The sequence below is a fragment of the Clostridioides sp. LIBA-2809 genome, assembly GCF_056688965.1.
On the sequence record NZ_CP197004.1, the window covers coordinates 3,044,736 to 3,070,237 of the forward strand.

The 25,502-nt window shown below is 28.5% G+C and carries 28 protein-coding genes; 10 read left to right on the top strand and 18 right to left on the bottom strand.

Features of this window, described 5'->3' with window-relative positions; genetic code table 11:
* The first annotated feature begins 5 nt into the window (after positions 1–5).
* The 7 genes from ACTG44_RS14405 (at position 6) to ACTG44_RS14435 (ending at position 5,769) form a co-directional block, all read left to right on the top strand.
* Positions 6–662, top strand: coding sequence for a CoA transferase subunit A (locus tag ACTG44_RS14405; RefSeq protein WP_479920678.1), 657 nt, complete (start codon positions 6–8; stop codon positions 660–662).
* Positions 662–1,327 carry a 3-oxoacid CoA-transferase subunit B gene (locus ACTG44_RS14410; RefSeq protein WP_021385507.1) on the top strand — a complete coding sequence of 222 codons (666 nt, stop codon included), beginning with the start codon at positions 662–664 and terminating at the stop codon, positions 1,325–1,327. The genes ACTG44_RS14405 and ACTG44_RS14410 overlap by 1 nt, the downstream gene beginning before the upstream one ends.
* Before the next feature lie 76 nt (positions 1,328–1,403).
* Positions 1,404–2,180: a 3-hydroxybutyrate dehydrogenase gene (locus ACTG44_RS14415; RefSeq protein ID WP_021385548.1), complete on the top strand. Its 777-nt coding sequence runs from the start codon at positions 1,404–1,406 to the stop codon at positions 2,178–2,180.
* Positions 2,181–2,239: 59 nt separating this feature from the next.
* Positions 2,240–3,574: a GntP family permease gene (locus ACTG44_RS14420; RefSeq protein ID WP_021385488.1), complete on the top strand. Its 1,335-nt coding sequence runs from the start codon at positions 2,240–2,242 to the stop codon at positions 3,572–3,574.
* A 407-nt stretch (positions 3,575–3,981) separates the two neighbouring features.
* On the top strand, positions 3,982–4,914 hold the full coding sequence (locus ACTG44_RS14425; protein ID WP_479920679.1) for a CAP domain-containing protein: 933 nt from the start codon (positions 3,982–3,984) through the stop codon (positions 4,912–4,914).
* 362 nt (positions 4,915–5,276) lie between these two features.
* On the top strand, positions 5,277–5,627 hold the full coding sequence (locus tag ACTG44_RS14430) for a methyltransferase (RefSeq protein ID WP_479920680.1): 351 nt from the start codon (positions 5,277–5,279) through the stop codon (positions 5,625–5,627).
* Positions 5,620–5,769: a methyltransferase family protein gene (locus ACTG44_RS14435; RefSeq protein WP_479919272.1), complete on the top strand. Its 150-nt coding sequence runs from the start codon at positions 5,620–5,622 to the stop codon at positions 5,767–5,769. The genes ACTG44_RS14430 and ACTG44_RS14435 overlap by 8 nt, the downstream gene beginning before the upstream one ends.
* 176 nt (positions 5,770–5,945) lie before the next feature.
* Here ACTG44_RS14435 and nifJ read toward each other — a convergent pair whose 3' ends face one another.
* The 5 genes from nifJ to ACTG44_RS14460 all read right to left on the bottom strand — a co-directional run bounded on the left by nifJ (position 5,946) and on the right by ACTG44_RS14460 (position 13,528).
* A complete protein-coding gene (gene nifJ / locus ACTG44_RS14440; RefSeq protein ID WP_479917288.1) occupies positions 5,946–9,485 on the bottom strand; it encodes a pyruvate:ferredoxin (flavodoxin) oxidoreductase in 3,540 nt (1,179 codons plus the stop codon).
* Between the two features lie 517 nt (positions 9,486–10,002).
* Positions 10,003–10,572 carry a phosphate propanoyltransferase gene (gene pduL / locus ACTG44_RS14445; protein WP_021385571.1) on the bottom strand — a complete coding sequence of 190 codons (570 nt, stop codon included), beginning with the start codon at positions 10,570–10,572 and terminating at the stop codon, positions 10,003–10,005.
* Positions 10,573–10,644: 72 nt separating this feature from the next.
* Positions 10,645–11,253, bottom strand: a complete 609-nt coding sequence (locus ACTG44_RS14450; protein WP_021385359.1) for a flavodoxin family protein — start codon at positions 11,251–11,253, stop codon at positions 10,645–10,647.
* Between the two features lie 7 nt (positions 11,254–11,260).
* The gene (locus ACTG44_RS14455) at positions 11,261–13,024 is read right to left on the bottom strand and encodes a GAF domain-containing SpoIIE family protein phosphatase (RefSeq protein ID WP_479919274.1); all 1,764 of its coding nucleotides are present in this window, start codon (positions 13,022–13,024) and stop codon (positions 11,261–11,263) included.
* 42 nt (positions 13,025–13,066) lie between these two features.
* A complete protein-coding gene (locus ACTG44_RS14460) occupies positions 13,067–13,528 on the bottom strand; it encodes a hypothetical protein (protein ID WP_021385435.1) in 462 nt (153 codons plus the stop codon).
* Positions 13,529–13,719: 191 nt separating this feature from the next.
* On the opposite strand from ACTG44_RS14460, the gene ACTG44_RS14465 reads away from it, so the two are divergent.
* The gene (locus ACTG44_RS14465) at positions 13,720–14,181 is read left to right on the top strand and encodes a hypothetical protein (protein ID WP_021385554.1); all 462 of its coding nucleotides are present in this window, start codon (positions 13,720–13,722) and stop codon (positions 14,179–14,181) included.
* Between the two features lie 92 nt (positions 14,182–14,273).
* Here ACTG44_RS14465 and ACTG44_RS14470 read toward each other — a convergent pair whose 3' ends face one another.
* From ACTG44_RS14470 to hpt, 5 genes are all read right to left on the bottom strand, one after another.
* Complete coding sequence (locus ACTG44_RS14470; RefSeq protein ID WP_021385572.1) at positions 14,274–14,444, bottom strand: hypothetical protein; 171 nt, start codon at positions 14,442–14,444, stop codon at positions 14,274–14,276.
* A 190-nt stretch (positions 14,445–14,634) separates the two neighbouring features.
* On the bottom strand, positions 14,635–14,856 hold the full coding sequence (locus ACTG44_RS14475) for an alpha/beta-type small acid-soluble spore protein (protein WP_003416009.1): 222 nt from the start codon (positions 14,854–14,856) through the stop codon (positions 14,635–14,637).
* An 83-nt stretch (positions 14,857–14,939) separates the two neighbouring features.
* Positions 14,940–16,166, bottom strand: a complete 1,227-nt coding sequence (locus ACTG44_RS14480) for a BaiN/RdsA family NAD(P)/FAD-dependent oxidoreductase (RefSeq protein WP_021385378.1) — start codon at positions 16,164–16,166, stop codon at positions 14,940–14,942.
* Positions 16,167–16,220: 54 nt separating this feature from the next.
* Complete coding sequence (locus ACTG44_RS14485; protein ID WP_479920681.1) at positions 16,221–17,153, bottom strand: phosphatase PAP2 family protein; 933 nt, start codon at positions 17,151–17,153, stop codon at positions 16,221–16,223.
* Positions 17,154–17,242: 89 nt separating this feature from the next.
* Positions 17,243–17,770 (bottom strand): hypoxanthine phosphoribosyltransferase, encoded by a 528-nt coding sequence (gene hpt / locus ACTG44_RS14490; RefSeq protein ID WP_044213776.1) that lies wholly within the window; start codon positions 17,768–17,770, stop codon positions 17,243–17,245.
* A 228-nt stretch (positions 17,771–17,998) separates the two neighbouring features.
* Between hpt and ACTG44_RS14495 the strand changes: the two genes are divergently transcribed.
* Positions 17,999–19,075: a pyridoxal phosphate-dependent aminotransferase gene (locus tag ACTG44_RS14495; protein WP_479920682.1), complete on the top strand. Its 1,077-nt coding sequence runs from the start codon at positions 17,999–18,001 to the stop codon at positions 19,073–19,075.
* A gap of 85 nt (positions 19,076–19,160) precedes the next feature.
* Here ACTG44_RS14495 and ACTG44_RS14500 read toward each other — a convergent pair whose 3' ends face one another.
* The 5 genes from ACTG44_RS14500 to ACTG44_RS14520 form a co-directional block, all read right to left on the bottom strand.
* Complete coding sequence (locus ACTG44_RS14500) at positions 19,161–20,369, bottom strand: dicarboxylate/amino acid:cation symporter (protein ID WP_021385368.1); 1,209 nt, start codon at positions 20,367–20,369, stop codon at positions 19,161–19,163.
* Between the two features lie 366 nt (positions 20,370–20,735).
* Positions 20,736–21,119 carry a BlaI/MecI/CopY family transcriptional regulator gene (locus tag ACTG44_RS14505; RefSeq protein ID WP_479920683.1) on the bottom strand — a complete coding sequence of 128 codons (384 nt, stop codon included), beginning with the start codon at positions 21,117–21,119 and terminating at the stop codon, positions 20,736–20,738.
* A 253-nt stretch (positions 21,120–21,372) separates the two neighbouring features.
* Complete coding sequence (locus tag ACTG44_RS14510; protein WP_479920684.1) at positions 21,373–21,564, bottom strand: hypothetical protein; 192 nt, start codon at positions 21,562–21,564, stop codon at positions 21,373–21,375.
* 99 nt (positions 21,565–21,663) lie between these two features.
* Complete coding sequence (locus ACTG44_RS14515; protein ID WP_479920685.1) at positions 21,664–22,485, bottom strand: hypothetical protein; 822 nt, start codon at positions 22,483–22,485, stop codon at positions 21,664–21,666.
* Positions 22,486–22,604: 119 nt separating this feature from the next.
* The gene (locus ACTG44_RS14520) at positions 22,605–23,375 is read right to left on the bottom strand and encodes a bZIP transcription factor (protein ID WP_479920686.1); all 771 of its coding nucleotides are present in this window, start codon (positions 23,373–23,375) and stop codon (positions 22,605–22,607) included.
* Between the two features lie 421 nt (positions 23,376–23,796).
* Between ACTG44_RS14520 and ACTG44_RS14525 the strand changes: the two genes are divergently transcribed.
* Entirely contained in the window at positions 23,797–24,009 is a 213-nt protein-coding gene (locus ACTG44_RS14525; protein ID WP_227845374.1) for a hypothetical protein, read from the top strand.
* A gap of 46 nt (positions 24,010–24,055) precedes the next feature.
* On the opposite strand, the gene ACTG44_RS14530 is transcribed toward ACTG44_RS14525, so the two are convergent.
* The 3 genes from ACTG44_RS14530 to ACTG44_RS14540 are packed head-to-tail and all read right to left on the bottom strand — an operon-like array spanning position 24,056 to position 25,401.
* Positions 24,056–24,853 carry an N-acetylmuramoyl-L-alanine amidase gene (locus ACTG44_RS14530; RefSeq protein WP_479920687.1) on the bottom strand — a complete coding sequence of 266 codons (798 nt, stop codon included), beginning with the start codon at positions 24,851–24,853 and terminating at the stop codon, positions 24,056–24,058.
* Positions 24,850–25,110 carry a phage holin family protein gene (locus ACTG44_RS14535; protein ID WP_479920688.1) on the bottom strand — a complete coding sequence of 87 codons (261 nt, stop codon included), beginning with the start codon at positions 25,108–25,110 and terminating at the stop codon, positions 24,850–24,852. Before ACTG44_RS14535 ends, ACTG44_RS14530 begins: the two co-directional genes overlap by 4 nt.
* 3 nt (positions 25,111–25,113) lie before the next feature.
* On the bottom strand, positions 25,114–25,401 hold the full coding sequence (locus ACTG44_RS14540) for a hypothetical protein (protein ID WP_143476988.1): 288 nt from the start codon (positions 25,399–25,401) through the stop codon (positions 25,114–25,116).
* Between the last annotated feature and the right edge of the window lie 101 nt (positions 25,402–25,502).

Below are 25,502 nucleotides of genomic sequence, written 5' to 3' on the forward strand. Positions count from 1 at the left end.
GAAATATGAATAAAATAGTTAGCATCAATGAAGCTCTATCTCATGTAAAAGATGGAGATACAATAATGGTTGGTGGATTCATGGCTAATGGTTCACCAGAAAGTTTGATTGATTATTTATGCAATGAGAATATAAAAGATTTAACACTAATTTGTAATGATACTGGCTTTATTGACAAAGGTGTTGGAAAAATGGTTGTAAATAAGCAGTTCAAAAAGATAATTGCTTCCCACATAGGATTAAATAAAGAAACTGGTAGACAAATGAATAATAATGAAACAGAAGTTGAATTGGTTCCTCAAGGAACTCTTGCTGAACAAATACGTGCAGCTGGTTATGGCTTAGGAGGTATCTTAACACCTACTGGTATTGGTACTCTTGTTGAGGAAGGAAAGCAAAAAATCGTCGTAGATGATAGAGAATACCTTCTTGAAAAGCCAATTCATGCAGATGTCGCTCTTCTATTTGCATCAAAAGTTGATAAGGCAGGTAATCTCGTTTATAAGGGTTCTATGAACAATTTTAATAATTTAATGGCTTCAGCTACTAAAATTACAATAGTTGAAGCAGATGAAATAGTTGAAATTGGCGATATTAACCCAAATGAAGTTACTACACCAGGTATTTTTGTGAATTACATCGTTAAAGGGGGTAATTTATAATGGATAAATTAGAAATACAAGAATATATTGCAAATAGAGTTTCTAAGGAATTAAAAGATGGAGCTGTTGTAAACCTTGGTATAGGTTTACCAACTAAAGTAGCAAATTATATTCCAGATGATGTAAACGTTATCTTGCAATCTGAAAATGGTTTTCTAGGTTTAGGAGCAGCTGAAAATAGTAATTTAAGTGATGAAACCATTGTAAATGCTGGTGGTCAGCCAGTTACTATACTTCCTGGAGGGTGTTTCTTTGATAGTGCTACATCTTTTGGAATAATCAGAGGTGGTCATGTAGATATAACAGTTCTTGGTGCACTTCAAGTTGATAAATATGGCAATATAGCAAACTATATGATTCCAGGTAAGATGGTTCCAGGTATGGGAGGAGCTATGGACCTAGTAACTGGAGCTAAGAGAGTTATTGTAGCAATGGAACATACTTCAAAAGGTTCTGCAAAAATATTAAATAATTGTACTCTCCCACTTACTGCAACCAATGCTGTAGATTTGATAGTTACTGAAATGGGAGTTATGGAAGTAACATCAGATGGAATTTTACTTAAGGAAATAAATCCTGCTTTCACATTGGATGATGTTATTTCTGCTACTGAAGCACCTTTAATATTATCAGATTCATTAAATGGAAACATATCTGTTGTTTAAATAGATTAAAAATAAAAATAATTTAAATTATTTAAAATATTAATATAAAAATAAAATAAAATTGGAGGAAATGAAAATGGTTAAAGATAAAGTTGTATTCGTAACAGGAGCTGCAAGTGGAATAGGTAAGCAAATAGCTGAATCATTTTTAAAAAGTGGTGCTAAAGTAATGTTCTCTGACATAAATCAAGAAGCCTTAAACAAGGTTACAACAGAACTACAAAAAGAAGGCTATGATTGCATGAATGTAAAGTGTGATGTAACTAAAGAAGAAGAAATTAACCACGCTATAGACAAAACTGTTGAAAAGTATGGCAGATTAGATATATTAATAAACAATGCTGGACTTCAACATGTTTCTATGATAGAAGATTTTCCAACTGATAAATTTGAATTTATGATAAAAATAATGCTAACAGCTCCTTTTATAGCTACTAAAAAAGTATTCCCTATAATGAAAAAACAAGGATTTGGTCGTATAATAAATATGGCTTCAATCAATGGTGTAATAGGATTTGCTGGTAAAGCTGCTTATAACTCAGCAAAACATGGTCTTATAGGCTTGACAAAAGTTGCTGCCCTTGAAGCTGCTGATTCTGGTATAACAGTTAATGCTTTATGCCCTGGATATGTAGATACTCCACTTGTTAGAGGTCAGTTTAATGACCTTTCAAAAACTCGTAACATACCATTAGAAAATGTCTTAGAAGAAGTTTTATACCCACTTGTACCACAAAAACGTCTATTAGATGTTCAAGAAATTGCAGATTATGCTATGTTTTTAGCAAGTGATAAAGCTAAAGGAATTACAGGACAAGCTTGCCTACTAGATGGAGGATATACTGCACAGTAGATTATATTTAGGGCTTGAAGAAACTATTCTTCAAGTCCTTCTAATAAGGAGGTATATTTATGAGTATTATCGCACCAATTGGTATAATTATTGGTATTATAGCTATTATATATTTTTCAGTTAAAGAAATTCATATAACTATAGCTGCTCCAATAGCAACTTTAATAGTTGTTCTCTTAAATAGAATGGATATTGTAACATCTATGCTAGGTGCTGGTAAAAATAATTACATGGGAGCACTTGGAAACTATATAATGAGCTATTTTGCAATATTCTTATTAGGCTCAATACTTGCTAAATTTATGGAAGAAAGTGGAGCCACTGTATCTATAGCAGATTTTATTTTAAGCAAATTCGGCTCTAAGCATCCTTATAGAGTTTTAGTTGCTATATTCATAGTAAGTTTTATATTAACATACGGTGGTATAAGTTTATTTGTAGTTATGTTCGCAGTCATTCCACTTGCAAGAACTCTATTTAAAAAACTTGATATTTCTTGGAACCTTATTCAGATACCTCTTTGGCTTGGAATTGCGACAATTACTATGACTATGATTCCTGGAACACCAGCCATTCAAAATGTTATTCCTATTCAATATCTAAATACTTCTCTTACTGCAGCTATTATACCAAGTATTGCAGGTAGTATCGGTTGTGCTGTGTTTGGACTTGTCTACATGAAATATGCTCTAAACAAAAGTATTAAAAAAGGTGAAACTTATGCAACTTATACTTCAGAATCAGAAGAAGAATCTTTAGATAGAGAATTACCAGGATTTTTTGCCAGTATTTTTCCTCTATTAGCACTTGTAATTATAGCAATAGTTGGAAGTACTTTTGGTTCAGAGTTTTTGAAAAAAAATGTAATTTACATAGCTTTAATAGTTGCAATTCTTTTATCTGCATTTTTATTCCGTAAATTTTTATCATCCAAGATACAGACACTGAGCATAGGAGCTAGTGGTTCTATAGGACCTATATTTGCAACATCTTCTGCTGTTGCATTTGGAGCAGTAATAATGACCGCACCAGGTTTTAATGTCTTCAGTAAACTTATTATGTCAATACCAGGTAGCCCACTTATAAGTCTTACTGTATTAACTTCAACAATGTCAGCAATAACAGGTTCATCTTCTGGTGCATTGGGAATAGTAATGCCAAACTTCGCAGATTATTATTTAAGCACTGGTCTGAATCCAGAATTAATTCATCGTGTTGCTACAATAGCTTCAAATATACTTACTATAGTTCCACAAAGTGGTGTTTTTCTTACATTCTTAAGTTTATCTAAGTTAACACATAAAACTGGATTTAAAGAAACTTTCATTGTAGTTGCAGTTGGCTCATTAATAGCAGAAATCATAGTAATTACGTTAGGATTACTTCTATATTAAACTAAAATATATTATAATTTATCATATAAAAGGTCATCTATTCTAGTAGATGACTTTTTTATTTCTCAAAAACTTAAACAATGATAATGTATTACTGATATTAAGTAATATATTGAATAAATCTCAATAACTATATAAAAAATTTTATAGTAACCATAAATTTACATTGTAAGATTATTATAAAAATATTTTTTTCTCTATACTAGTAATTCCATACTATACAGATTTATAACATAAATTATCAAATGCTCTGAAATATACCTATTTATTCCATGTATATTTTTTTTACATATCTTTACAGTAAAAAAATGCTTGTTCTTATGTTAGTATAGATGCACGGGTACCCCTACACTAAAGGTTACAAATTAGTAACATTTTTAGAATTTTTAGATTGAGAGGTGTTTATAATGAGAAAAAATATACCAACAAAATTAAAAACTATGTTAGCTTTAGGAGTGTTAACCTTAGCTACAGCTTCTAGTGCTGTTACTGCAAGTGCTTCATCACTTGAAAACAATGTAAATCTAAGTAACAAAAGTTTAGTATACAGTAATACTAAATACAAATTTTCAGCAAAACCAAATTGTTCTGTAAAACCAGAGCTTAAGCCTGATAAAGATAATTCTTGCAAAGATAAGAATCATAATGACAAGAATTGCAATAACACTAACAAACCTGAGGACAATAATAATTCAGGTTCTACTAATAAGCCTGAAGATAATAATAACTCAGATTCTACTAATAAACCTGAGGACAATAATAATTCAGGTTCTACTAACAAACCTGAGGACAACAATAATTCAGGTTCTACTAATAAACCTGAGGATAATAATAACTCAGATTCTAACAAACCTGAAGATAACAATTCAGGCTCTACTAATAAACCTGAGGATAACAACAACTCAGATTCTAATAAACCTGAAGATAATGATAATTCAGGTTCTACAAATGGAAATTTTTCAGCTTATCAAAAGGAAGTCGTTGACTTAGTAAATATAGAAAGATCTAAAGCTGGATTAAATCCTCTTACACTTGATTCTTCTGTATCAAATGTTGCTACAAAGAAATCTCAAGATATGATTGATAACAATTATTTTTCACATAATTCTCCAACTTATGGTTCTCCATTCGATATGTTGAAGAAGTTTGGGATAAGCTATAAAACAGCTGGTGAAAATATAGCTATGGGTCAAAAAACTCCAAAAGAAGTTGTAAATGCATGGATGAATTCTGAAGGTCACAGAAAAAATATACTAAATCCAAATTTTAGTAAAATAGGTGTTGGAGTAGCACAAAAAAGTGGTGGTTCAATTTATTGGACACAAATCTTTGTAGGATAAAATACTCTTTTTCAATATACATCAAAAGAGTATCTCTAAATGATTAAAAAAATCACAAATGAGGTACTCTTTTGTATCTATATTCAAAACTATTAAATACAGTATAAACATTATTTAATAATATATACTTTAAAAGTCATTCGTAAAAAAATCAAAGCTTCCTTTAGGTGCCATTAAAGTTTTCTCTAAAATTAAACTTAATGCTTTTAATTTACTATTTCTTTCTTCTTTATCCCAAGTAAAAATACCTGGGTCAAGTAAAAACGTGAAAACAGATAAAATTATTTCTGCCTTTTTACAAAAATGGCCAAAGAAAACCCACTACAGCCTATCTAGCATTTATAATAGCTTACACTCTTGAAATGTTTGGTATACCAATGAGTATGTATTTCGTAGCATGTTTTTTTGGCAAACAATTACCAGATGGCATCTTATGTGGACATAAATTAAATCAATATATTGGTCACCTCAGAATGTATATATGTATAATCTTAAATGTCATAGGTGCCTTACTAGTGGTTTTGGGCTGGAGAACAATATATAAAAAATATTGGAGATATGAGAATGGAAAAGGAATATTAGTAACAAAAGGAATTTATAACCATATAATACATCCACAATATACAGGGTGTTTACTAATAACACTTGGTATAATATTTGAATGGGCAACTATTCCTCTTTTAATCATGTGGCCTATACTAGTAATTGTATAATTATAGATTAGCAAAGAAAGAAGAAAATGAGATGATAAATGAATTTGGAAATGATTATATTACTTACTGTAAAAAAACTGGAATGTTTCTTCCTAAAATATCACTTAAAAAAGATATTCAAAATACAGAAACAAAATTTTAATATTTTATAGAAAAAGGAGGTGTCTCAGATGAATTTTTTAGTTCATGAGGCTCTCTTTTTTGTATGAAATCAAATATATTTTTATCATTTCAACAATAAAAAAGAGCTTATCTCTATTTTGAGATAGCCCCTTTTTATTAAATCTATACTTTACATAAGCTTATAACACTTTAATATTATTCAGCTAATTTTTTATATCCTTCATATCTTTCTTTAGCATCAGCTTCAGCTTTAGTAAATAATCCCTCAGCTTGCTCTGGGAATTGCTTAGCTATAGCAGAGTATCTTACTTGTGCAAGTATGAAATCTCTGAAGCTTGCAGTTGGTTCTTTAGAGTCTAAAGTGAATGGGTTTTTACCTTCAGCTTTTACTTCTGGATTGAATCTGTATAAATGCCAGTATCCGCAAGCAACAGCTTGTGCTTCGTTAGCTACAGTTCTTCCCATACCTTCTTTTAATCCATGGTTTATACATGGAGCATAAGCTATTATTAAAGATGGTCCATCATGTTTTTCAGCTTCTAGAACAGCTTTGATAAATTGGTTTTTATCAGCACCCATAGCAACTTGAGCTACATATACGTTTCCGTAAGTCATAGCCATCATTCCTAAATCTTTCTTTCTAGATTGCTTACCTGCAGCAGCAAATTTAGCCATAGCAGCAGCTGGAGTAGCTTTAGAAGCTTGACCTCCTGTATTTGAGTATACTTCTGTGTCAAATACAAGTACATTTACATTTTCACCAGATGCAAGAACATGGTCTAATCCACCGTAACCGATGTCATATGCCCAACCATCTCCACCTAGTATCCATTGAGATCTCTTAACTAGATAATCTTTTCTATCCTCGATAGCTTTTACTAATTCTTTAGCTTTTGCATCTGTACAATCACAAGCTGGTTTTGCTAATAATTCAACAACTTTAGCACTTGCTACTTTAGAAGCTTCTCCATCATTTCTAGAATCTAACCATTCTGTAAATACTGCTTTAGCATCTTCACAGATATCCATAGAAACTAATTCTGTCATAGCATCTACTATTTTTCCTCTTATTTGTTTAACAGCTGTGTACATACCAAATCCGTATTCAGCATTATCTTCAAATAAAGAGTTTGCCCAAGATGGACCTTTACCTTCATGGTTACAAGTATAAGGAGTTGATGGTGCAGAAGCTCCCCATATAGAAGAACATCCAGTAGCATTAGCTATCATCATTCTATCTCCATATAATTGTGTAACTAACTTGATGTATGCAGTTTCTCCACATCCAGCACATGCTCCTGAGAATTCCATTAATGGTTGTCTAAATTGACTTCCTTTAACAGTATTTGCAGGCATAACATCTACTTTTGGAGCTACTTCATCAGGATTTACTGCAAATGCCCAATTATCTAACTCTGTATCAAGTTGAGTATCTATTGGCTTCATAACTAAAGCTTTTTCTTTAGCTGGACATATGTCAGCACAGTTTCCACATCCTGTACAGTCAAGTGGACTAACTTGAATTCTATATTTTAATCCTTCTAATCCCTTACCTAATGCTTTTTTAGTCTCAAATCCTTTTGGAGCATTAGCTAATTCTTCTTCAGTAACTAATACTGGTCTTATACATGCATGAGGACATATAAAAGAACATTGGTTACATTGGATACAGTTATCTGTTATCCATTCAGGAACATCAACAGCTATACCACGTTTTTCGTAAGCTGAAGTACCACAAGGGAATGTTCCATCTTCTATACCATTGAATGTACTTACTGGTAAGTTATTTCCTTCTTGTGCAGTCATTGGTCTTAATATATTTCTTATAAATTCTGGTTCTTTAACTTCTTCTTTATCTGCATCAACAGCATTTGTCCAAGAAGCTGGAACTTCAACTTTAACTAAAGCATTTATTCCTGCATCAACAGCAGCATAGTTCATGTTAACTATTTTTTCACCTTTTTTACCATAAGCTTTAACTATAGAATCTTTTAAGTATTTAACAGCATCTTCTTCTGGTATTATTTCAGCTAATTTAAAGAATGCAGATTGCATTATCATGTTTATTCTGTTTCCAAGACCTATTTCTTGTCCTAATTTAACAGCATTAACTGTATAGAATTTTATATCATTTTTAGCTATATATTGTTTCATATGAGCTGGTAAGTTTTCTTCAATTCCAGCTTGGTCCCATATAGTGTTAAGTACAAATGTACCACCTTTTTTAAGACCTTTTAATAAATCATATTGATAAACATATGATTGTTTATGACAGGCAATATAGTCAGCCTCATCTATTAAATAAGTTGCTCTTATTGGAGTATCACCAAATCTTAAGTGAGACATAGTTATACCACCAGATTTTTTAGAGTCATAATCAAAGTAAGCTTGAGCATATTTTTCAGTGTGGTCACCGATTATTTTTATAGCTTGTTTGTTAGCTCCAACAGTACCGTCAGAACCTAATCCCCAGAACTTACATCTTATAGTTCCTTTAGAAGCTATTTTAATTGGCTCAGCTGGATTTAAAGAAGTATTAGTTACATCATCAACTATACCTACTGTGAATCCATTCTTAGGTTGTTCTGAAACTAAGTTATCAAAAACAGTTTTTATATCTGAAGGAGTAGTATCTTTTGAACCTAATCCATATCTTCCACCTATTATCATAGGAGCATTTTCTTTTCCATAGAATACATCACGTACATCTAAGTATAATGGTTCACCAGTTGCACCTGGCTCTTTAGTTCTATCAAGTACACATATTCTTTCAACAGTAGATGGCATAGCATCTAAGAAATGTTTCATTGAGAATGGTCTATATAAATGAACTTTAACTAAACCATACTTTTCTCCCTTAGCATTTAAGTAATCTATAGTTTCTTCTATTGTCTCTGTTACAGACCCCATAGCTATTAATACATATTTAGCATCTTCTGCTCCATAATAATCAAATAAACTATGTTTTCTACCTGTTAAATTACTCATTTTTTCCATGTATTTTTCAACTATACCTACTATATTTTGATAGTATTTGTTAGAAGCTTCTCTAGTTTGGAAATATATATCTGGATTTTGAGCAGTACCACGAGTAACTGGATGATTTGGAGATAATGCGTTATCTCTAAATGCTTGAACTGCTTCAAAATTTAATAAACTTGCGTAATCTTCATTTTCTAATAATTCAACTTTTTGGATTTCATGTGAAGTTCTGAATCCATCAAAGAAATGTATAAATGGTAATCTACCTTCTATTGCAGCTAAATGTGCAACTGGTGCTATATCAGCTACTTCTTGAACTGAACCAGAAGCTAATAATACACATCCAGTTTGTCTAGCAGCCATAACGTCTTGATGATCCCCAAATATTGATAAAGCTTGAGATGCTAAAGCACGAGCACTTACATGGAATACTCCTGGTAATAACTCTCCTGCAACTTTATACATGTTAGGTATCATTAATAATAAACCTTGAGATGCTGTAAAAGTAGAAGTTAAAGCGCCTCCTTGTAAAGAACCATGGAATGCTCCTGCTGCTCCTGCTTCTGACTGCATTTCAACAACATTAACTTCTTGTCCAAATACATTTTTTCTTCCTTGTGATGCCCACTCATCAACTACTTCAGCCATAGTTGAAGATGGTGTGATTGGATATATAGCTGCTACATCTGTAAACGCATAGGCAACGTGAGCTGCAGCTGTATTTCCATCAAGTGTTTTCATAAACTTAGCCATAATATGTATCCTCCTTGATAGCTACAATTGTACTTGTTTATAACAAGTCTATTTTTTATATTTACATATAATTTACACAACAAAAATATAAACACACATATAGTCGCGCAAATACTCTATCTTCTAATATAATACTACAGATTAGATAAAATTCCTTTGAAAATTGTAAATTAATTACATATTTAAGTAGATTTTTTTTTAAATTAAATATGTTAAGTTTTCTTCATAATTTTGTATACAATATATAATAAATTAAGTTAGATTTTTCAAACTTTTTTATCTATTTGTATATATTGGTCTAAAGAGTAAAATAGTTATCTTTATATATGCAAATTTTTATATATATAATTTTACCATATTACATTATGTTTTTGTAAGTTTTTATTATATTTTTCATAATACCCCTTTATTTTATAAATTAATCTAATAGATTAATTTTATCAAATAGAAATTTATTACATTTAAAAAAATATGCTAGCAAATAGAGCATCCACTAGCATAAATTTCCTTTATAATATTAATCAACTATTAATTCTACTAACTCTCCATTTTTAACTCCTGCTGCATTTCCTTCTTCCATGTCAACATGCATTTCTAGATTGAAGCTATCACTAGCTCTTACTAATACATTTTCAAATACTAATGCTCTTGGTCCAGAAGTTTTAACTTTTACTATTTGCTTATCAGCTACACCAAATTTAGCAGCATCTTCATTGCTCATATGTATATGTCTAGAAGCAACTATAACTCCTTCTTTCATTTCTACTTCTCCAGCAGGTCCTACTAATTTAACACCTGGAGTTCCAGCTATATCACCAGATTCTTTTATTGGTGCTTTTACTCCTAATGGGAATCCATCTGCTAAAGATATTTCAACTTGAGTGTGAGCTCTAGCTGGTCCTAATACTCTAACTCCTTTTAAAGTTCCTTTTGGTCCTACTAAATCTACCTTTTCTTCACAGGCATATTGTCCTGGTTGAGATAATGGTTTAAATTTAGTTAATTCATGACCTGCTCCAAATAATACGTCTATATCAGCTTGACTCAAATGAACATGTTTATTAGATAATGCTATTGGTAATTTCATTGAAATTCCCTCCTTTTAATTATTTTAAATTATTGCAATACAATTATACATAATATTACCTACAAAATCAAATTATATTGAATCAATATATATCTTTAAATTTTTATATATTATATCTTTAAATTCTTGATTATCTGTGTAAGGTATATTGTCTGTATTATTTAAATATATATTGTGTAAAAGTTTAGTATTTATACTCTTAAAGAAAAAATCCATGACAATCTGCCCACCTTTAAATTGTGAATCATAGGATTTACTACCTCCTACTGCAATATACATACCAATACGTTTCTTATTCCTATCAATTGAGGGCTTCTTTAGCACATATTTACTTGCATATATAGCTTGAGTTCTATCAACAACAGTTTTTAATTTAGCTGAGATTGAATCAAAGTGTACAGGGCTTATCACGATAGTTCCTTTTGATTCATCAAACATTTTATATAATGGTTTCATGTCATCATTAAACTTGCAAAAACCTGTTTTTTCACAAAATCCACATGCTGTACAATATTCAATATCCATATCATATATGTTAAATATTTTGCTACTCAATCCACTCTCTTCTAATTTAACCTTTACTTCATTTGCTATAAAACTGCAATTTTTATTATTTCTTGGGCTTCCATTTATTATCATAATCTCTGGACTTTTAAGTTGTTTTTTATCATTTAAATCCATAATCAATCTACCTATCCTTTAACATAACGATTAAAATATCATCATCATAATTATCTTTTGATGAGAAATTCTTTAAATCTAATTTTAGATTTTCTACTATTAACTGCTGATTCAATCTAAAGTTTTCTTTTAGAAAGTTTTCTAATCTATTTATACCATATTCTTCTTTTGATGTATTTTTTATCTCTAAAATTCCATCAGTGTACATACATACCATTGCATAATCTTCCATTGAAAGAGTATTATTTTCATAAGTAGCATCTTCCATTATCCCAATAGGTATTCCTTTTTTACAATTCAAATTATTTTCTATCGTCCCATCCTTCTTTACAACTACAGGACTGTAGTGACCAGCATTAGATACTGTAATAATATTTTCTTTAGTATCTATAGTACCTATCAAACATGTTGTAAATACACCCATTTTATCAAATTCATCATACAACATGCTATTTAAATGTGTCATTATTTCTCTTGGTGTATTATATTGATTGCATAATACTTTAAAAGCTCCTTTTATCATCGCAACAACATAATTTGATACCATTCCATGTCCCATTACATCAGCTACAATATAAACTATGTGTTCATCATCTACCCTTGTAGCATAATAAAAATCTCCTCCTACTACTCTTGCTGGTTTATGATAAAAATAAAGCTCTTTCTCATCATTACAATCCATTTTTCCTTTGTCCATAATAAGTTGTTGCTGTTTATTTAATATATTCAACTCATTTTCAAGAACTTTGTGTTTTACTTCTTTTTCGTTGTGCTCATATAATTGCATTCCAACAGAAACTTGTTTGGACAATATACTAAGAATATTTAAATCATCACTAGTATAGTTTTTACTGTTTGCACAAACTATACACCCTATAGTCTCATTCTTATCCTGAAGTTTGTAATATATATAACTTTCCAAGTTTATTCCCTTTTTTGAACATGGTTTTAAGTTATTTAGGTATCCTCCCAATGACTCTTTCTTCAAAAATGTATCAAGCATAGGGTATAAATTGGTTTTCTTTTTTTGCTCAGTATTATAACAGCTAAATATTTTATCCTTATTTTCATGACCAGTTATAATTATTAAAGCTTCTTTACTATTAGTAATATTGCAAGCTTGTTTACTTAAATTTTCTAAAAAACCATCTATACTCTTATTAAGGTATAATTTTTTAGTAGCTTCATTTATAGCACTTATTGAACCTCTTAACTTATCAATTAAAATTTGTACATTATTGTTTTTATTAGTTATTTCTATTGATAAACTTAGAAGTGATGCAACAGAGGATATAAAGTCTATATCTTGTTCTGTTAAATAATCCTCCTCTTTTAAAAAGCAAGTCATAAATCCAACAACTACATTGTTTATTATAAAAGGAAAAACTATTCTCCCAATATAACCTTCAGATTTTGCTAAATCTCGTTCACCTTCTGCTCTAGAATCTTCAAATACATTTTTTACATATATTATCTTCTTTTCATTTACAGCTTCATGTATATATTCTGGATACGTGTCAAAATCAATCTTTGCACCTTTAAGACTATTGATTGGAAAAATTTGAGGTACATATTCTAAGGTTTGTGAACATACTAAGTAGGCATGTTTAGAATCATTTTTATAGAATAGATTTACACATGCCTTTGTAGGGTGAACAACCTCTAACATTTTTTCTATTATGTCGTCTTTTATATTAAAAAAATCTGTAGATTCAGTCACCATAGCGGATATTTCCACTAAATTCTTCATTTTATAACTGCCATTAGTCATACTCAATTTCTCCCCCTATATATTAAACTATTTATTAGTATTTTAACATACATTCTTTATAGTAAAAACAAAAACAACGACAAAACTAGCAACTAATATCCAGTTAAATCCTGTCAATAATCCTATAAGAAGCAATGTAATTAGTGCATTTAGACCTGTTCTTCCTTTTTCATCCATAAAAGTAATTTTAGAGATGTCTATATTATTCTTTACATTATTTATATGTTCTTTTACTTGTTCTTCCATATTTCTCTTATATAGAATATAAACCACACCAATTAAAAACACTCCTATACCTAAAACCAAATTTAAATTAAATGCTAGCATAAGTAATATTGAACCAAAAACTAACTTTAAAAGTTTAAAAAATACGCTGTCTATTTTTAAAGTTATATTTCTGATTTCTTTACATTCATCTCTTAAAGAATATCCACTTGAATCTAAATTATTAATCTTTGTTTTTACAATTTCAGAATAAAAAAGCTTTATTATCCCATTTAACATTTTCATCACTCCTAAATATTTTACATATATTTGTAAGTTTTACAATTATAATATTTTTTATACTTGGTAATAATAAAAAATAACAAATATTTTATAATTTAGTATTTATTGTAAATAAGTTAGTAAAACTTTATAGGCTAAGTATAAATTTTTTAAAATAAATATTTTTACAATTAGAAGGAAGTGGTTGTGTGCAAATAGAACAACTTGATTTAGAAACAAGAAATAAAATATACTGCTATACTAAAAAAATACTTAGGAAATACCAAAAAGGTATAACATCTGGTAAATTAACCGCAGATAAATTTGCAGATAATATATTATCTCAAGGTTTTATTAGTAATATACTTGATGAAAAAATAGTCAAGGAGTACGACTTTAAATTATCTTATATAGACTATATAGAAACTTTGATAAAAATACAAAATGAAAATTTATCTAACTCTAGAAAAAAATTTACTAAGTCTGTAGAGTGTTTCAACATCTCTCAAGTAATCCAATTAAAAAACTTACTAAATGATACTGGTTATAATTTATTGATTCCATATAAATACTTAACTTCTAAGGATATAGAAGGAATCGTTACTCTTATTAATACTGGTTCTATTGAGCTTGGAAATGAGAGAATCTATAATTATATATCAAAAGTATGATAATATAAAATTATTATAAAAAGGCAATTTATTTAATAAAAACTATTTTTAATATTAAATAAATTGCCTTTTAATTTTTTAATCAAAGATTATTATCCAAGAGCTTTTTCTAATTTAGATAAATGTTGTATTGGATAATATCTCAATAGCTCTTTGAATTGTTCTACTGATAGACCTTCTGTTGTTGTGTATATTCTTATCTTTTCATCTAAGTCACTATTAATAAATTTGTTTTTTAAATCCTCAAAATTTACGCTACTCATTTTACATCACTCCTTATGTAACATATTCATTTGTATTATTTTATCCAAATTCCTAAAATTTATTACATAAAAATGCACCTATGTAAAATTTAATAAAAAAAAAGCTATCTCAATTTAGAAATTACTTTCTATATTTGAGATAGCTTTAGCTAAACTAATAGCCTAATAGTTATAAATAATTATTTATTAACTATCTGTTGCTTTTTCCAGCCATTTGCTGTTCAGCCATTTCAACTAATTTTTTAGTCATGTATCCACCTACATAACCATTTTCTCTTGCAGTAAGGTTTCCTTTATCAACTTGTTGATAATTACTCATACCAAGTTCATTAGCTATTTCTAATTTCATTTGGTTTAAAGCCTCTTTTGCTCCTGGTACTACTGTTCTGTTGTTGTTATTGTTACTTGCCATGTTGATTACCTTCCTTCTGTTTAATTTATTTTGTGTTGCTGATAATATTATGTGATTTTAAACATTTTTAATTCAGGTAATTTTTAGCAATTAAAGCCTGCTAAATATCCAGTAGAAAAAGCTATTTGTAAATTGAATCCTCCTGTATATGCATCTATATCTATTATCTCTCCAGCAAAAAATAGACCTTCTACTAATTTTGACTCCATTGTACTTGCATTTATCTCATTTACTTTTACACCACCAGAAGTTATTATAGCTTCATCAATAGGTCTGTATCTTTTTACAGTAAACTTTAAATTTTTTAGTAAATGAACTAAGTTTTTTCGCTGTTCTCTAGAAATTTGGTGAACAACTGTATCTGGATTAATATCACTTAAATTTATTATTACAGGTATAAGTTTTTTTGGAAGTAAATCGTCCAATGCTTTTTCAAATTTTTTATTTGTATACTTTGTGAAATCTTTTTGAACTCTTTTATCCAGCTTTTCTTCGTCTAATGCTGGTTTTAAATCCAACAATATAGTGTAATTTTCTTTAGTTGTATCTTTCATTCTACAACTTGCAGATTTTATTATAGGTCCATCTAAGCCAAACTTAGTAAATTCAAGTTCTCCAAAATCACTATAAACTTTCTTTTGTTTGCTATTAAATACTCTTATCTCAACATTTCTTAATGATAATTTTTCCAAATCTTTTATAAAGCTTTCTTGTATTTCAATACCAATTAAAGATGGCTTTGTATCTACAATAGTGTGTCCCTGAGAAGCAGCAAATTTATATCCATCACCAGTAGAACCAGTAAGTGGATAACTTAATCCTCCAGTTGCTACTATAACTGAGTCGCACTTGATTTCTTTTTTATTGGCTAGAACTACTTTTTCAATTTTATTATTTTTAGATATTATTTTTTCTACTTTCGAATTTAATAATATATCTACTTTCTTGTTTTTAAGTTGTTTTTCAAGAGCCTTTACAACATCAAATGCTTTATCACTTTCTGGAAACACTCTTTTTCCTCTTTCTGTTTTAGTTTTTACACCAAGATTATTAAACATACTTATTACATCATCATTTGTAAAAGTATAAAAAGCACTATATAAAAACTTTCCATTTGTAGGAACATTTTCTATTAGTTCTTCTATATCACAAGCATTAGTTATATTACATCTACCTTTTCCTGTTATCGAAAGTTTTTTACCTAATTTATAATTTTTCTCAATTAATGTTACGTCAAATCCTCTTTCACATGCAGTTGATGCTGCTATCATCCCTGCTGGTCCTCCACCTATTACTACTACCTTTTTCAAATAATCACTCTCTTCTTCCCTTAATTTTTTAAATTAAACTATTAATTTAATAATTTAATTTAATTTCAAAAGTTTAAATAATGCAGGAGCTCCTGCTACTCCATAAAAAACAACTACAGTATTCTTTATAAAGTTCATAAAAATTATACTCACATTGGAATCACTTAGATTTAAAGAAACAATTAACATTGAAATAAATACTTTAATACCAATATATAACATGCCTATTGTTACTATCCCAATCAAAAACCTACATATTCTTGAAAATATTATATTTTTACTGTTTTTATTTTTACTACTAAAATTAATTTTTTTTGTATTATTATCTGTATTAAATTTAACAAATATATCTTCAACTATATATCCAAACACAAACCCTACTATAATACCAAATTTTTCAAAATACTCAGGACTATTTAGAAATATAGCTACTATTACAAATGGTATTAGTAAAGTTACAAGAAAAATATAATTTTTATTATCATCGATATAGTCAAATATTTTTACAAATATTACTGTAAAAAATATACCTAATATCCAGCCAGCTATTACGTCTATAGGCCAATGAACTGCCAAATATAGTCTAGAAAATCCAACGCCTAAGACCATTACTGCACCTATTAAGTGAATATATCTATTTTTAAATATAGTCATAATGCTAACCCAAAATGTAGTTGCAGTTTGAGTATGAGCACTTGGGAAAGAGTAACCACCAGCAGTAGAAACTCTCAATGATTCAAGACCTTTTATTCCTATTGGTCTGGGTGCTTTTACAAATTCTTTGATTCCTAAATTTACAACGAAGTTTCCAATTATAGCAAACAATATTTTCTGTCCGCATTTTTTATTTATACACCAGTAAATGATTGTTGTAATTAATATTAATAGTGGTGCTTCTGTACTTATTGTGAATACAAGAAATATAAAGTTCAAAATTGGATTTCTTAAATTTTGGAAAAATAATAATATACTTAATTGAATATCCATATAGATGTCTCCTTCACTAAAATTTTATATACTTAATTAAAAAGCACTAACTCCCTTAGAGATTAGTGCTTTTAATTCACATTTAAGTCTTATTCTACATCCTCAACTATACCTATATAAGGCAAATTTCTATACTTCTCAGCATAATCTATTCCATAGCCAACAATAAATTTATCTTCAATAACAAATCCCACATAGTCTACAGGTATATTAGCTTTTCTTCTTTGAGGTTTATCAAGTAAAGTACATAGTTTTAAACATTTTGGGCTTCTAGTCTTTAAAGCTGCAACCAGGTTGCTTAATGTCAATCCAGAATCTATTATATCTTCAACAATTAACACATTCTTTCCTTCAATATCTACATCTAAGTCTTTTAATATTTTAACTGTTCCAGAAGATTCTGTTGAACTACCATAACTTGTAACACTCATAAAATCTATATTTACATCTAAATCTATACATCTTATTAAATCTGAAACAAATACACTAGCTCCTTTAAGGATACCTACTACTAGTAAATCTTCACCTTTAAAATCTTCTTCTATCTTTTTACCTAATTCATAAACTTTTTCTTTTATTTGTTCTTCTGTCAACATTTTTCCTGTAATTTTGTACATCTTGTATCCTCCCGCTTTCCATCTATTAACCTATATATTATAGCATACCAAAATATCAATTAAAATATTTTTCATCATTTTTGAACTCAAAGTAACAGCTTATCCATACTTTTTTGCTTTTTATCTTAAAAATTTGGAATAAACATTCCTTTGTATTATAATCTATATGTACATATATTAATCAGTTATTTTTATCAATTATATAATTTTATTTTTGGAGGTACTTTTATGAGCACAAATCATGGAGCTAATTTATATAGTTTATCTAGTAAGTATGGCTTTTCAAAGGAAGAATTTATGGATTTTAGTTCAAATATCAATCCTTTTGGTACATCAAGTTTAGCCAAACAGTACATTGTAAACAATATAGATATGGTATCTATGTATCCTGACCCCGATTACATAGACTTAAAAACTTCTATATCCAATTACTGCAAATGTTCTATAGATAATATAGTACTTGGTAGTGGAGCTACAGAATTAATTTCATCATTTATACATACAATTAACCCTAAACAAGCACTTTTACTTTCTCCTGCTTATTCAGAATATGAAAAAGAGCTATCTAAAATTAATTGTTCTCTAGATAAATACTTTGCCAAAGAAGAGGATAATTTTCATGTAAATTTAGAAAATCTTATAAAAACTATTAACTCTAAAGATTATGATTTGGTTGTAATCTGCAACCCTAGCAATCCTACTGGATTTGCATTTACTAAAATAGAAGTGAGAGAGATTTTAAAAAACACAGACTCATTTTTGATGATTGATGAGACTTATGTAGAATTTACTGATACAGACATATACTCTTGTACTCAATTAGTTGATGATTATCATAATTTATTTGTTATAAGAGGTACATCAAAATTTTTTTCAACACCTGGCATAAGACTTGGATATGGCCTTATATCTAACACTGATGTTAAAACTGAAATAAATAAAAATCTAGATTTATGGAATATAAATATAATAGCTTCCAAAATGGGAGAAATCATGTTTAGTGATTCAAATTTTATATCAAGCACTATTTCTTTAATGAATACTGAAAGAGATTATTTACTTAAAGAACTTAAAAACATTAAGCACTTAGATGTGTATGATACTAAAGGTAATTTCATACTATGTAAAATTAAAACAAAGGAATTTACTGCTAAAGCTCTTCGTGAGAAATTAATTCCTCAAAAGATAATAATAAGAGATTGTTATTCATTTGAAGGTTTAGATGAATATTTCTTTAGAGTATGTATACTAAAGCCTAATGAAAACAAATTATTAATATCATCTCTTAAATCAATTTTCAAATAGAAAAATCACTTTATTTTATAACTCTATATAATATAAAAAATGAGTTATCTCTATGCGAGATAACTCATTTTCGTTTATTAACAAACTAAGCACTTTGCTTTTCTTTGTTTCCTTTTTTACTCATTCCATCATTTATTTTATCAACAACTGCTGCTATTGCATTATCTCCTGATACATTACATGCTGTACCAAAACTATCTTGAGTTAAGTATAAAGCTATCATTAAGCTCGCAAGACCACCATCTGATGGTATTCCAACCATTGGTAAGAAAGGAAGTGCACTCATTATAGCTCCCCCTGGTGCTCCTGGTGCTGCAACCATTGCTATACCTAACATTGCAATATAAGGGAATAATACACCTATTCCATGTGGCATACCATTCATCATTAAAACTGCTGTTGTGAATCCTGTTATTGATATCATACTACCTGATAAATGTATTGTTGCACAAAGAGGCACAACAAATTCTCTGATTTGCTTACTTACTCCATTTTTTTCTGCACAACCAACGTTAACTGGTATAGTTGCTGCTGAAGACTGAGTACCTATAGCTGTTAAATATCCAGGTATTTGATTTTTTAACATTTTTACTGGATTTTTTCCTGAAAACATTCCTGATGCTGTAAATTGACATGCCATATACACAAAATGTAAAGGTATTACCACTAAATAAACTTTCCAGAATACCCCTAATATTGTCCATACTTGCCCTGCTATAGTTATATTTGCAAAAGTTCCTGCTATGTATAAAGGTAATAAAGGTATAATTACTGTTGACAACGTTTTCGTCACAATTTCTTGGAATTCTTGGAAGAATTTAAATAAAGTTTCTCCCTTTCCATGATTTCTTAAAGCTGATATTCCAAGTCCCATTACAAATGCAAACACAATTGCTGCTGTTACATCCACCATAGGCTCTAATGGAATTGTGAAGATTGGAGCTAACATTCCTGCTTCTGGGTCTCCAATTTGACTTGCTACACTTGCATCAATAAAATTTGGGAAAATTAGCATAGATACTGCAAATGATAATAACCCAGCAATTAGAGTAGAACCATATGCTATTGCTGTAGTTATTCCTAATAATTTTCCTGCTCCTGTTGCTAAATCTGCTATACCTGCTGTTACAAACCCTATAATTATAAATGGTATGACAAACTTTAGGAATGCTGAGAATAGAGTACTAACTGTTACTAATATTTGTACAAGTATTTCTGGTGCATAACTTCCGATTAAAATACCGACTATGATACCGATGATTAGTTTGGGCACTAAACCTATTTTTTTCTTCATAATATTTACCCTCCATAATTTTTTTAAATTAAGCATCCTTGTACATTGAATACTTAGCTAAATATTGGATATCCACTTATTATGATAATAGAGTTTTAACTGTCCGTCAACAATTTAACCAGTTTTTGTTAATAAAAAAAAGAATAACATATATAAAGTGTTACTTTTATTTATTTTATTTTATATATATGGCTATTTTTCAATATTTTTTAATGTTCAGACTATTTATTTTTTTAACTTTTGTCAGTTAGATGTCAGTAAAATATTTTATCCACAATTTTTATATAACTTTTCCACATTTTATCCACAAAATTATCAACAACAATAAAAAGGTAGCTCTTAATATAAGTGCTACCTTTTTATACATCAATCTTCATCTTTCCAAGTTTTTATCCATTCTCCTATTTCTGTTATTTTATCTTCTGTTATTTCTTCTCCATCGTGTAGCTTTGAAATCAGTTCTGATAGAGGATTATTATGTAAACCTCCAAAGATTCTTTTTCCTTCTAATTTCAAATATTCTTTTTCTTTTACTAATACTGTATAGTGTACATGTTTTCCAATTCTTTGAGAGATTAAAAAACCTTTTTTAACTAATCTTGATAAAAGTGTAATTGTAGTTGTATGCTTCCAGCCATATATTTTTTCTATCTCATCTGCAATATTCTTCGATATTACAGTTTTGTATCCTAAATTCCAAATGAATTTCATGAGTTTCAATTCTGAGTCTGGCAATTTTTTATTCAACATAATATCGCTTCCTTTTTGTCAATAACTGTATATTTGTATATACTTAAATATTATACTAATATGATTCTATAATCAATTGGATTAAGTTTAAATATATTTTCAATTTATTCCATATGCAAAATAAATTAAAATTATATTCTATTGTCAGTATTGTCAATATTGTCAATTTAATATATAATAAAGGTGTAAAATCGTATAAAAAACAAAAAAAGAAACTACAATCTAGTGATACAGAGCGAAGTTTCGATATTTTTTAGTTGAAATCATCTTGATTATTATCAGGATGGTTTTTCACTTTATGTAAGGATTTTTTAAGTTTATTTATAGAATCCAACAATTTTGTTATAGACTTTATTATTGATATAATTGATTTTATTACAATAGTAATGTAATATGATATAACAAGTATAAACATAAGTGTTTTTATGTTCTCACCCCCTTTCATACGAAGGTGATTTCTGAAAACTTTCGCCCTTAGATTGTAGTTTCTTGCAAGATGTATTCTTGCATTTTAATTATAACATGATTTTACAATTATCAAATATTATTTTTCATCAATTAACTTAAAACTAAGATTTAGAAGATAACTTTCTTCTCCATTTTCTTCCATAGTTCTATTACAAAGATATCCTAAAATTGAATATTTTTTTTGCACTAATTTTCCTTGAACATTTTTACAATTTATTTCAAGTTCTCCTAATGGCATATTCTCGTAGCTCTTATCAATCTTTAACTCTTTATTTTTTATTGAAATATATTTTGTTAAAAATATTATTAACATATTCCAACTCACAAATAAATATGTTTTCTTTATTTCTTCAAATTTGCATGATTTTATTACTTGAAATATATTTTCTCTTTTATCTGGATTTGTTGAAACACATACTGAATTAAACACGGCTTCAAGATACTGATTTTCTTTATACTTGTTAAAAAAATCAATCTTATCCTTTTTACTTGGTTGATTCCAAGCCATAGAAACATAAAGACCATGTTCTTCACCCAGGTTCATAAAATCAATATAAATTGAACCGCTTCCATAATTAACATCATTTTCTAAATGTTCTATTTTAAAATGTTCATCTTCTGGATTTTTACATACTAGTAATGTTTTTTCCAAAGGTACTATAAATGGGTCCTTCTTATCCTCTCCTTCTTTTCTTGACTTATCACTAGATTTGATAGTATACAAAACCCCAATTAAAGTTGCTAATCCTCCAAAAATTCCGCCTAAATAACTTCCTAAAAAGGAAAATAAAGCCCCATTATTATTTGGTGGTACATATTTATTTATTACTATAGGTGTTCCAACAACTATTGCTAACACTACAATAAAGAGACCAAGCCCTTTTAAAAATTTTTTCATTAACAAATCCCCTTAAAATATTATTTTAATATAACTATATTAAATAGTCTCTTTTATATCCTTCACTATCACTTTTAATTTTTTTGCAATTAATTTCTGTATTAGCATTATTATAAATTTTATATATATTTTTCAGTAGCACCCTGCTCTTTTAAGCTTAAATCTTTTTCTCTTAATCTATTATTCTCAGCTTCTAGAAAAAGAATTTCTTTCTCCAGGTTTTGATTCATAGTTTTTAGTAAAAGAAGCTCATCATTTAAGTTTGTATCCTCATTTTTTGGTGGAGAAAGCTTTTCTTCTTTATTTAAAGAATTTATACAGGACTTTAATGTAAAAAAGCGATTAATAATTCCTTCTAATGAAAAGATAATAAAAGCTAGAAACATCACAATTAATAATAATATCCAAAATGATTCATTATAAATACTTTTATATTGTATAAAAACATCATAATCTAATATATATGCAGCTATTAGAAATATCATTATGTCTTCAAGACTACATTTAAATCTATCAAACGAACCATATATTAAATTCGCAAAATTATTATCTTTTATAAGTTTCATAAAATTATTATCTTTTTCAATTCCTATAAGCTTACAATGAATATAATCTAAAAGTGCTGAAATTGCAAATAAGATTAATGAAATTAAACTAAGTACTGTAAAGAATTGTAATCCTATTGTTAAAAATAATGATAGGTATTTAAGAATTGTATCACCAAAAAAGTTTTTTATCTCTGACACTGTATTACCAAAAAAAAAGTTACAAACTAACAATACTATCAGTATCATATAAAATAATGATTTTACATACATAATTTTAAATCGTTGTTCGTTTTCATCCTTATTAAGAAACCAAGAAGAAACAGCTGTAATAAATGGTTGCATATTTTATTGTTCCTTTCAAATTTTAATTTGTATATTATCATACTACACAGATAGTACACCCTAAATTAATTATAAGTTGTACAAGCTTCTCTTTACAACAAAAAAATCTAAAAACTTCAAACATTTTTATTTTAAGAGTTTAAAAAACATTGCAAAAAATTAAGAATCACCTGAATGGCACTTCTGGTGATTCTTCCTCTAATTAACACTTCGCTTATTTATGAAGAGACACCCTACTGCAAAATAGTTGTAGTCTATTTTTTATATTCCCCTTTGTTTATCTAATCTATATGAATACCTAAGTCAACACTTTTTCAAAGATATTTATTTGGTTTTCAAATATATTTCTTTGATTAATTAATAATTTGCTTTGATTTTTTTCATATTTATGTTATTATATAATTAAAGAAGGTGAAATAAAATGATGTGGAAAAATGATTTTAAAAGTATTCTTGCAAAAGAAGGCATAAGCATGAATGAATTGAATGATTTAATAAATGAATGTAATAATAAAGAAAATACAGTGGAAAATTTAAGACAAAAAGTAAATAAGGAAACAATGAAGTATAGTGAGATACTTAAAATAGCTAGTTTATTAGGATATGAAATAGTGTGGAAGAAAAAAGAGAAATAGACATAAAAAAGAAGGTAGCAACTGGAGTTAGTTGCTACCTTCTAATTTATCTATTAATAAAATCTAATGCTTTATAAAGTGTATCAAATCTATCATTACCTTTTATCATAGTATATCTTTCTTTAGTTATAGACCCTATCTTGCTGCATGCTCCTCCACCTACAACATATAAGTTCTCCGTCTGACCTGGCACATAATCTTTTATATCACATACTCTACATTCATTTTCTTTATAACTCCAACTAATTATTTGTGCTAATACCTTGTCAACTTCTCCCTCGAAAACTACTGTATGCTTATACATTTGTTTCACCTCAATATTATCTATTTTCTTATTTAATATACCCTCAGCTATTAGCTTTGCAACTGTATTTTTATTTTTAATATAGTAATCTGTATCTGCTTTACTATCTACGAAACATACTTCAATTAATATTGCTGGTGCTTTTGTATGACTAAGCCAATACAGGCCTCTTACATCTAATTTGGCACCTCTATTTTTAAATACTGTTGCTAACCTTTCATTTACTCTATTTGCATACACTTTGCCATTATTAGTTTTATATATTGTTTCTGTACCCATTGGATTTAAGGTTGTACTATTTGCATTAAAATGAATTTGTACTGCTAAGTCTATGTCTTGTTTATTAGCGATTTGACATTGTTCTGCTAAGTAATTATTGGATTTATCTATCTTACCTGCATAGACAGTTGCTCCACCTTGTTTTAACCATTTTACTATTAAGTCAGTTAGTATTCTGTTTTCTTTTCCTTCGTCTATATAACCAACTGCTCCTGTTCCTTTACCTGTTAGTGTATGACCTGGTACTATTGCTATTTTCATTGTTTATTTTCCTCCTTTAATTGTTTGTAAGTTTGATTTATACCTATTGATATACCCCAACAAATTACTCCTTGTAAGACTGCATCAGCACTTAATCCTAACATCCATACTGAGAAACCTATCCCAAGTATCAATAACACTACTGGAATATACTTGTTATCTAACTGTTTATACTTTTTACAACCTGCTCCTATAACATAAAGAGCAGCTACTAAAATTAGCAACTGCTCGGGTATGAAACTTATTAAATTATCCATCTCTTATCCTCCTATTTTTTTTACAAGTTCATCAATTCTAAGATGTGCTTGTTTTGTACTTGCTTCTACTTTTACAACTCTTTCGCTTATATCTAGAAAACTAGCATTAAACTTAGTTATATCATGTTTTATATCTCTTACATTCTCGCATAAAAAATTTATTTGTTGTTCTAACTTAGTCGTTGTTTCTGTTTCATCTTGTATTTTTTTGTTTGAACTATTTCTAAATGCTAAGTAGGATATTATCACTCCTGCTACTGCACATAATAGATTTATGCTTATTTCTTCCATATACCCTCCTTATTTCTTACACAAAAAAGAACTTAGAATTGTCTAAGCTCTTTTTATTTAATTCTATTTGTATACAAACACCTATACTTGTTTTAATATCT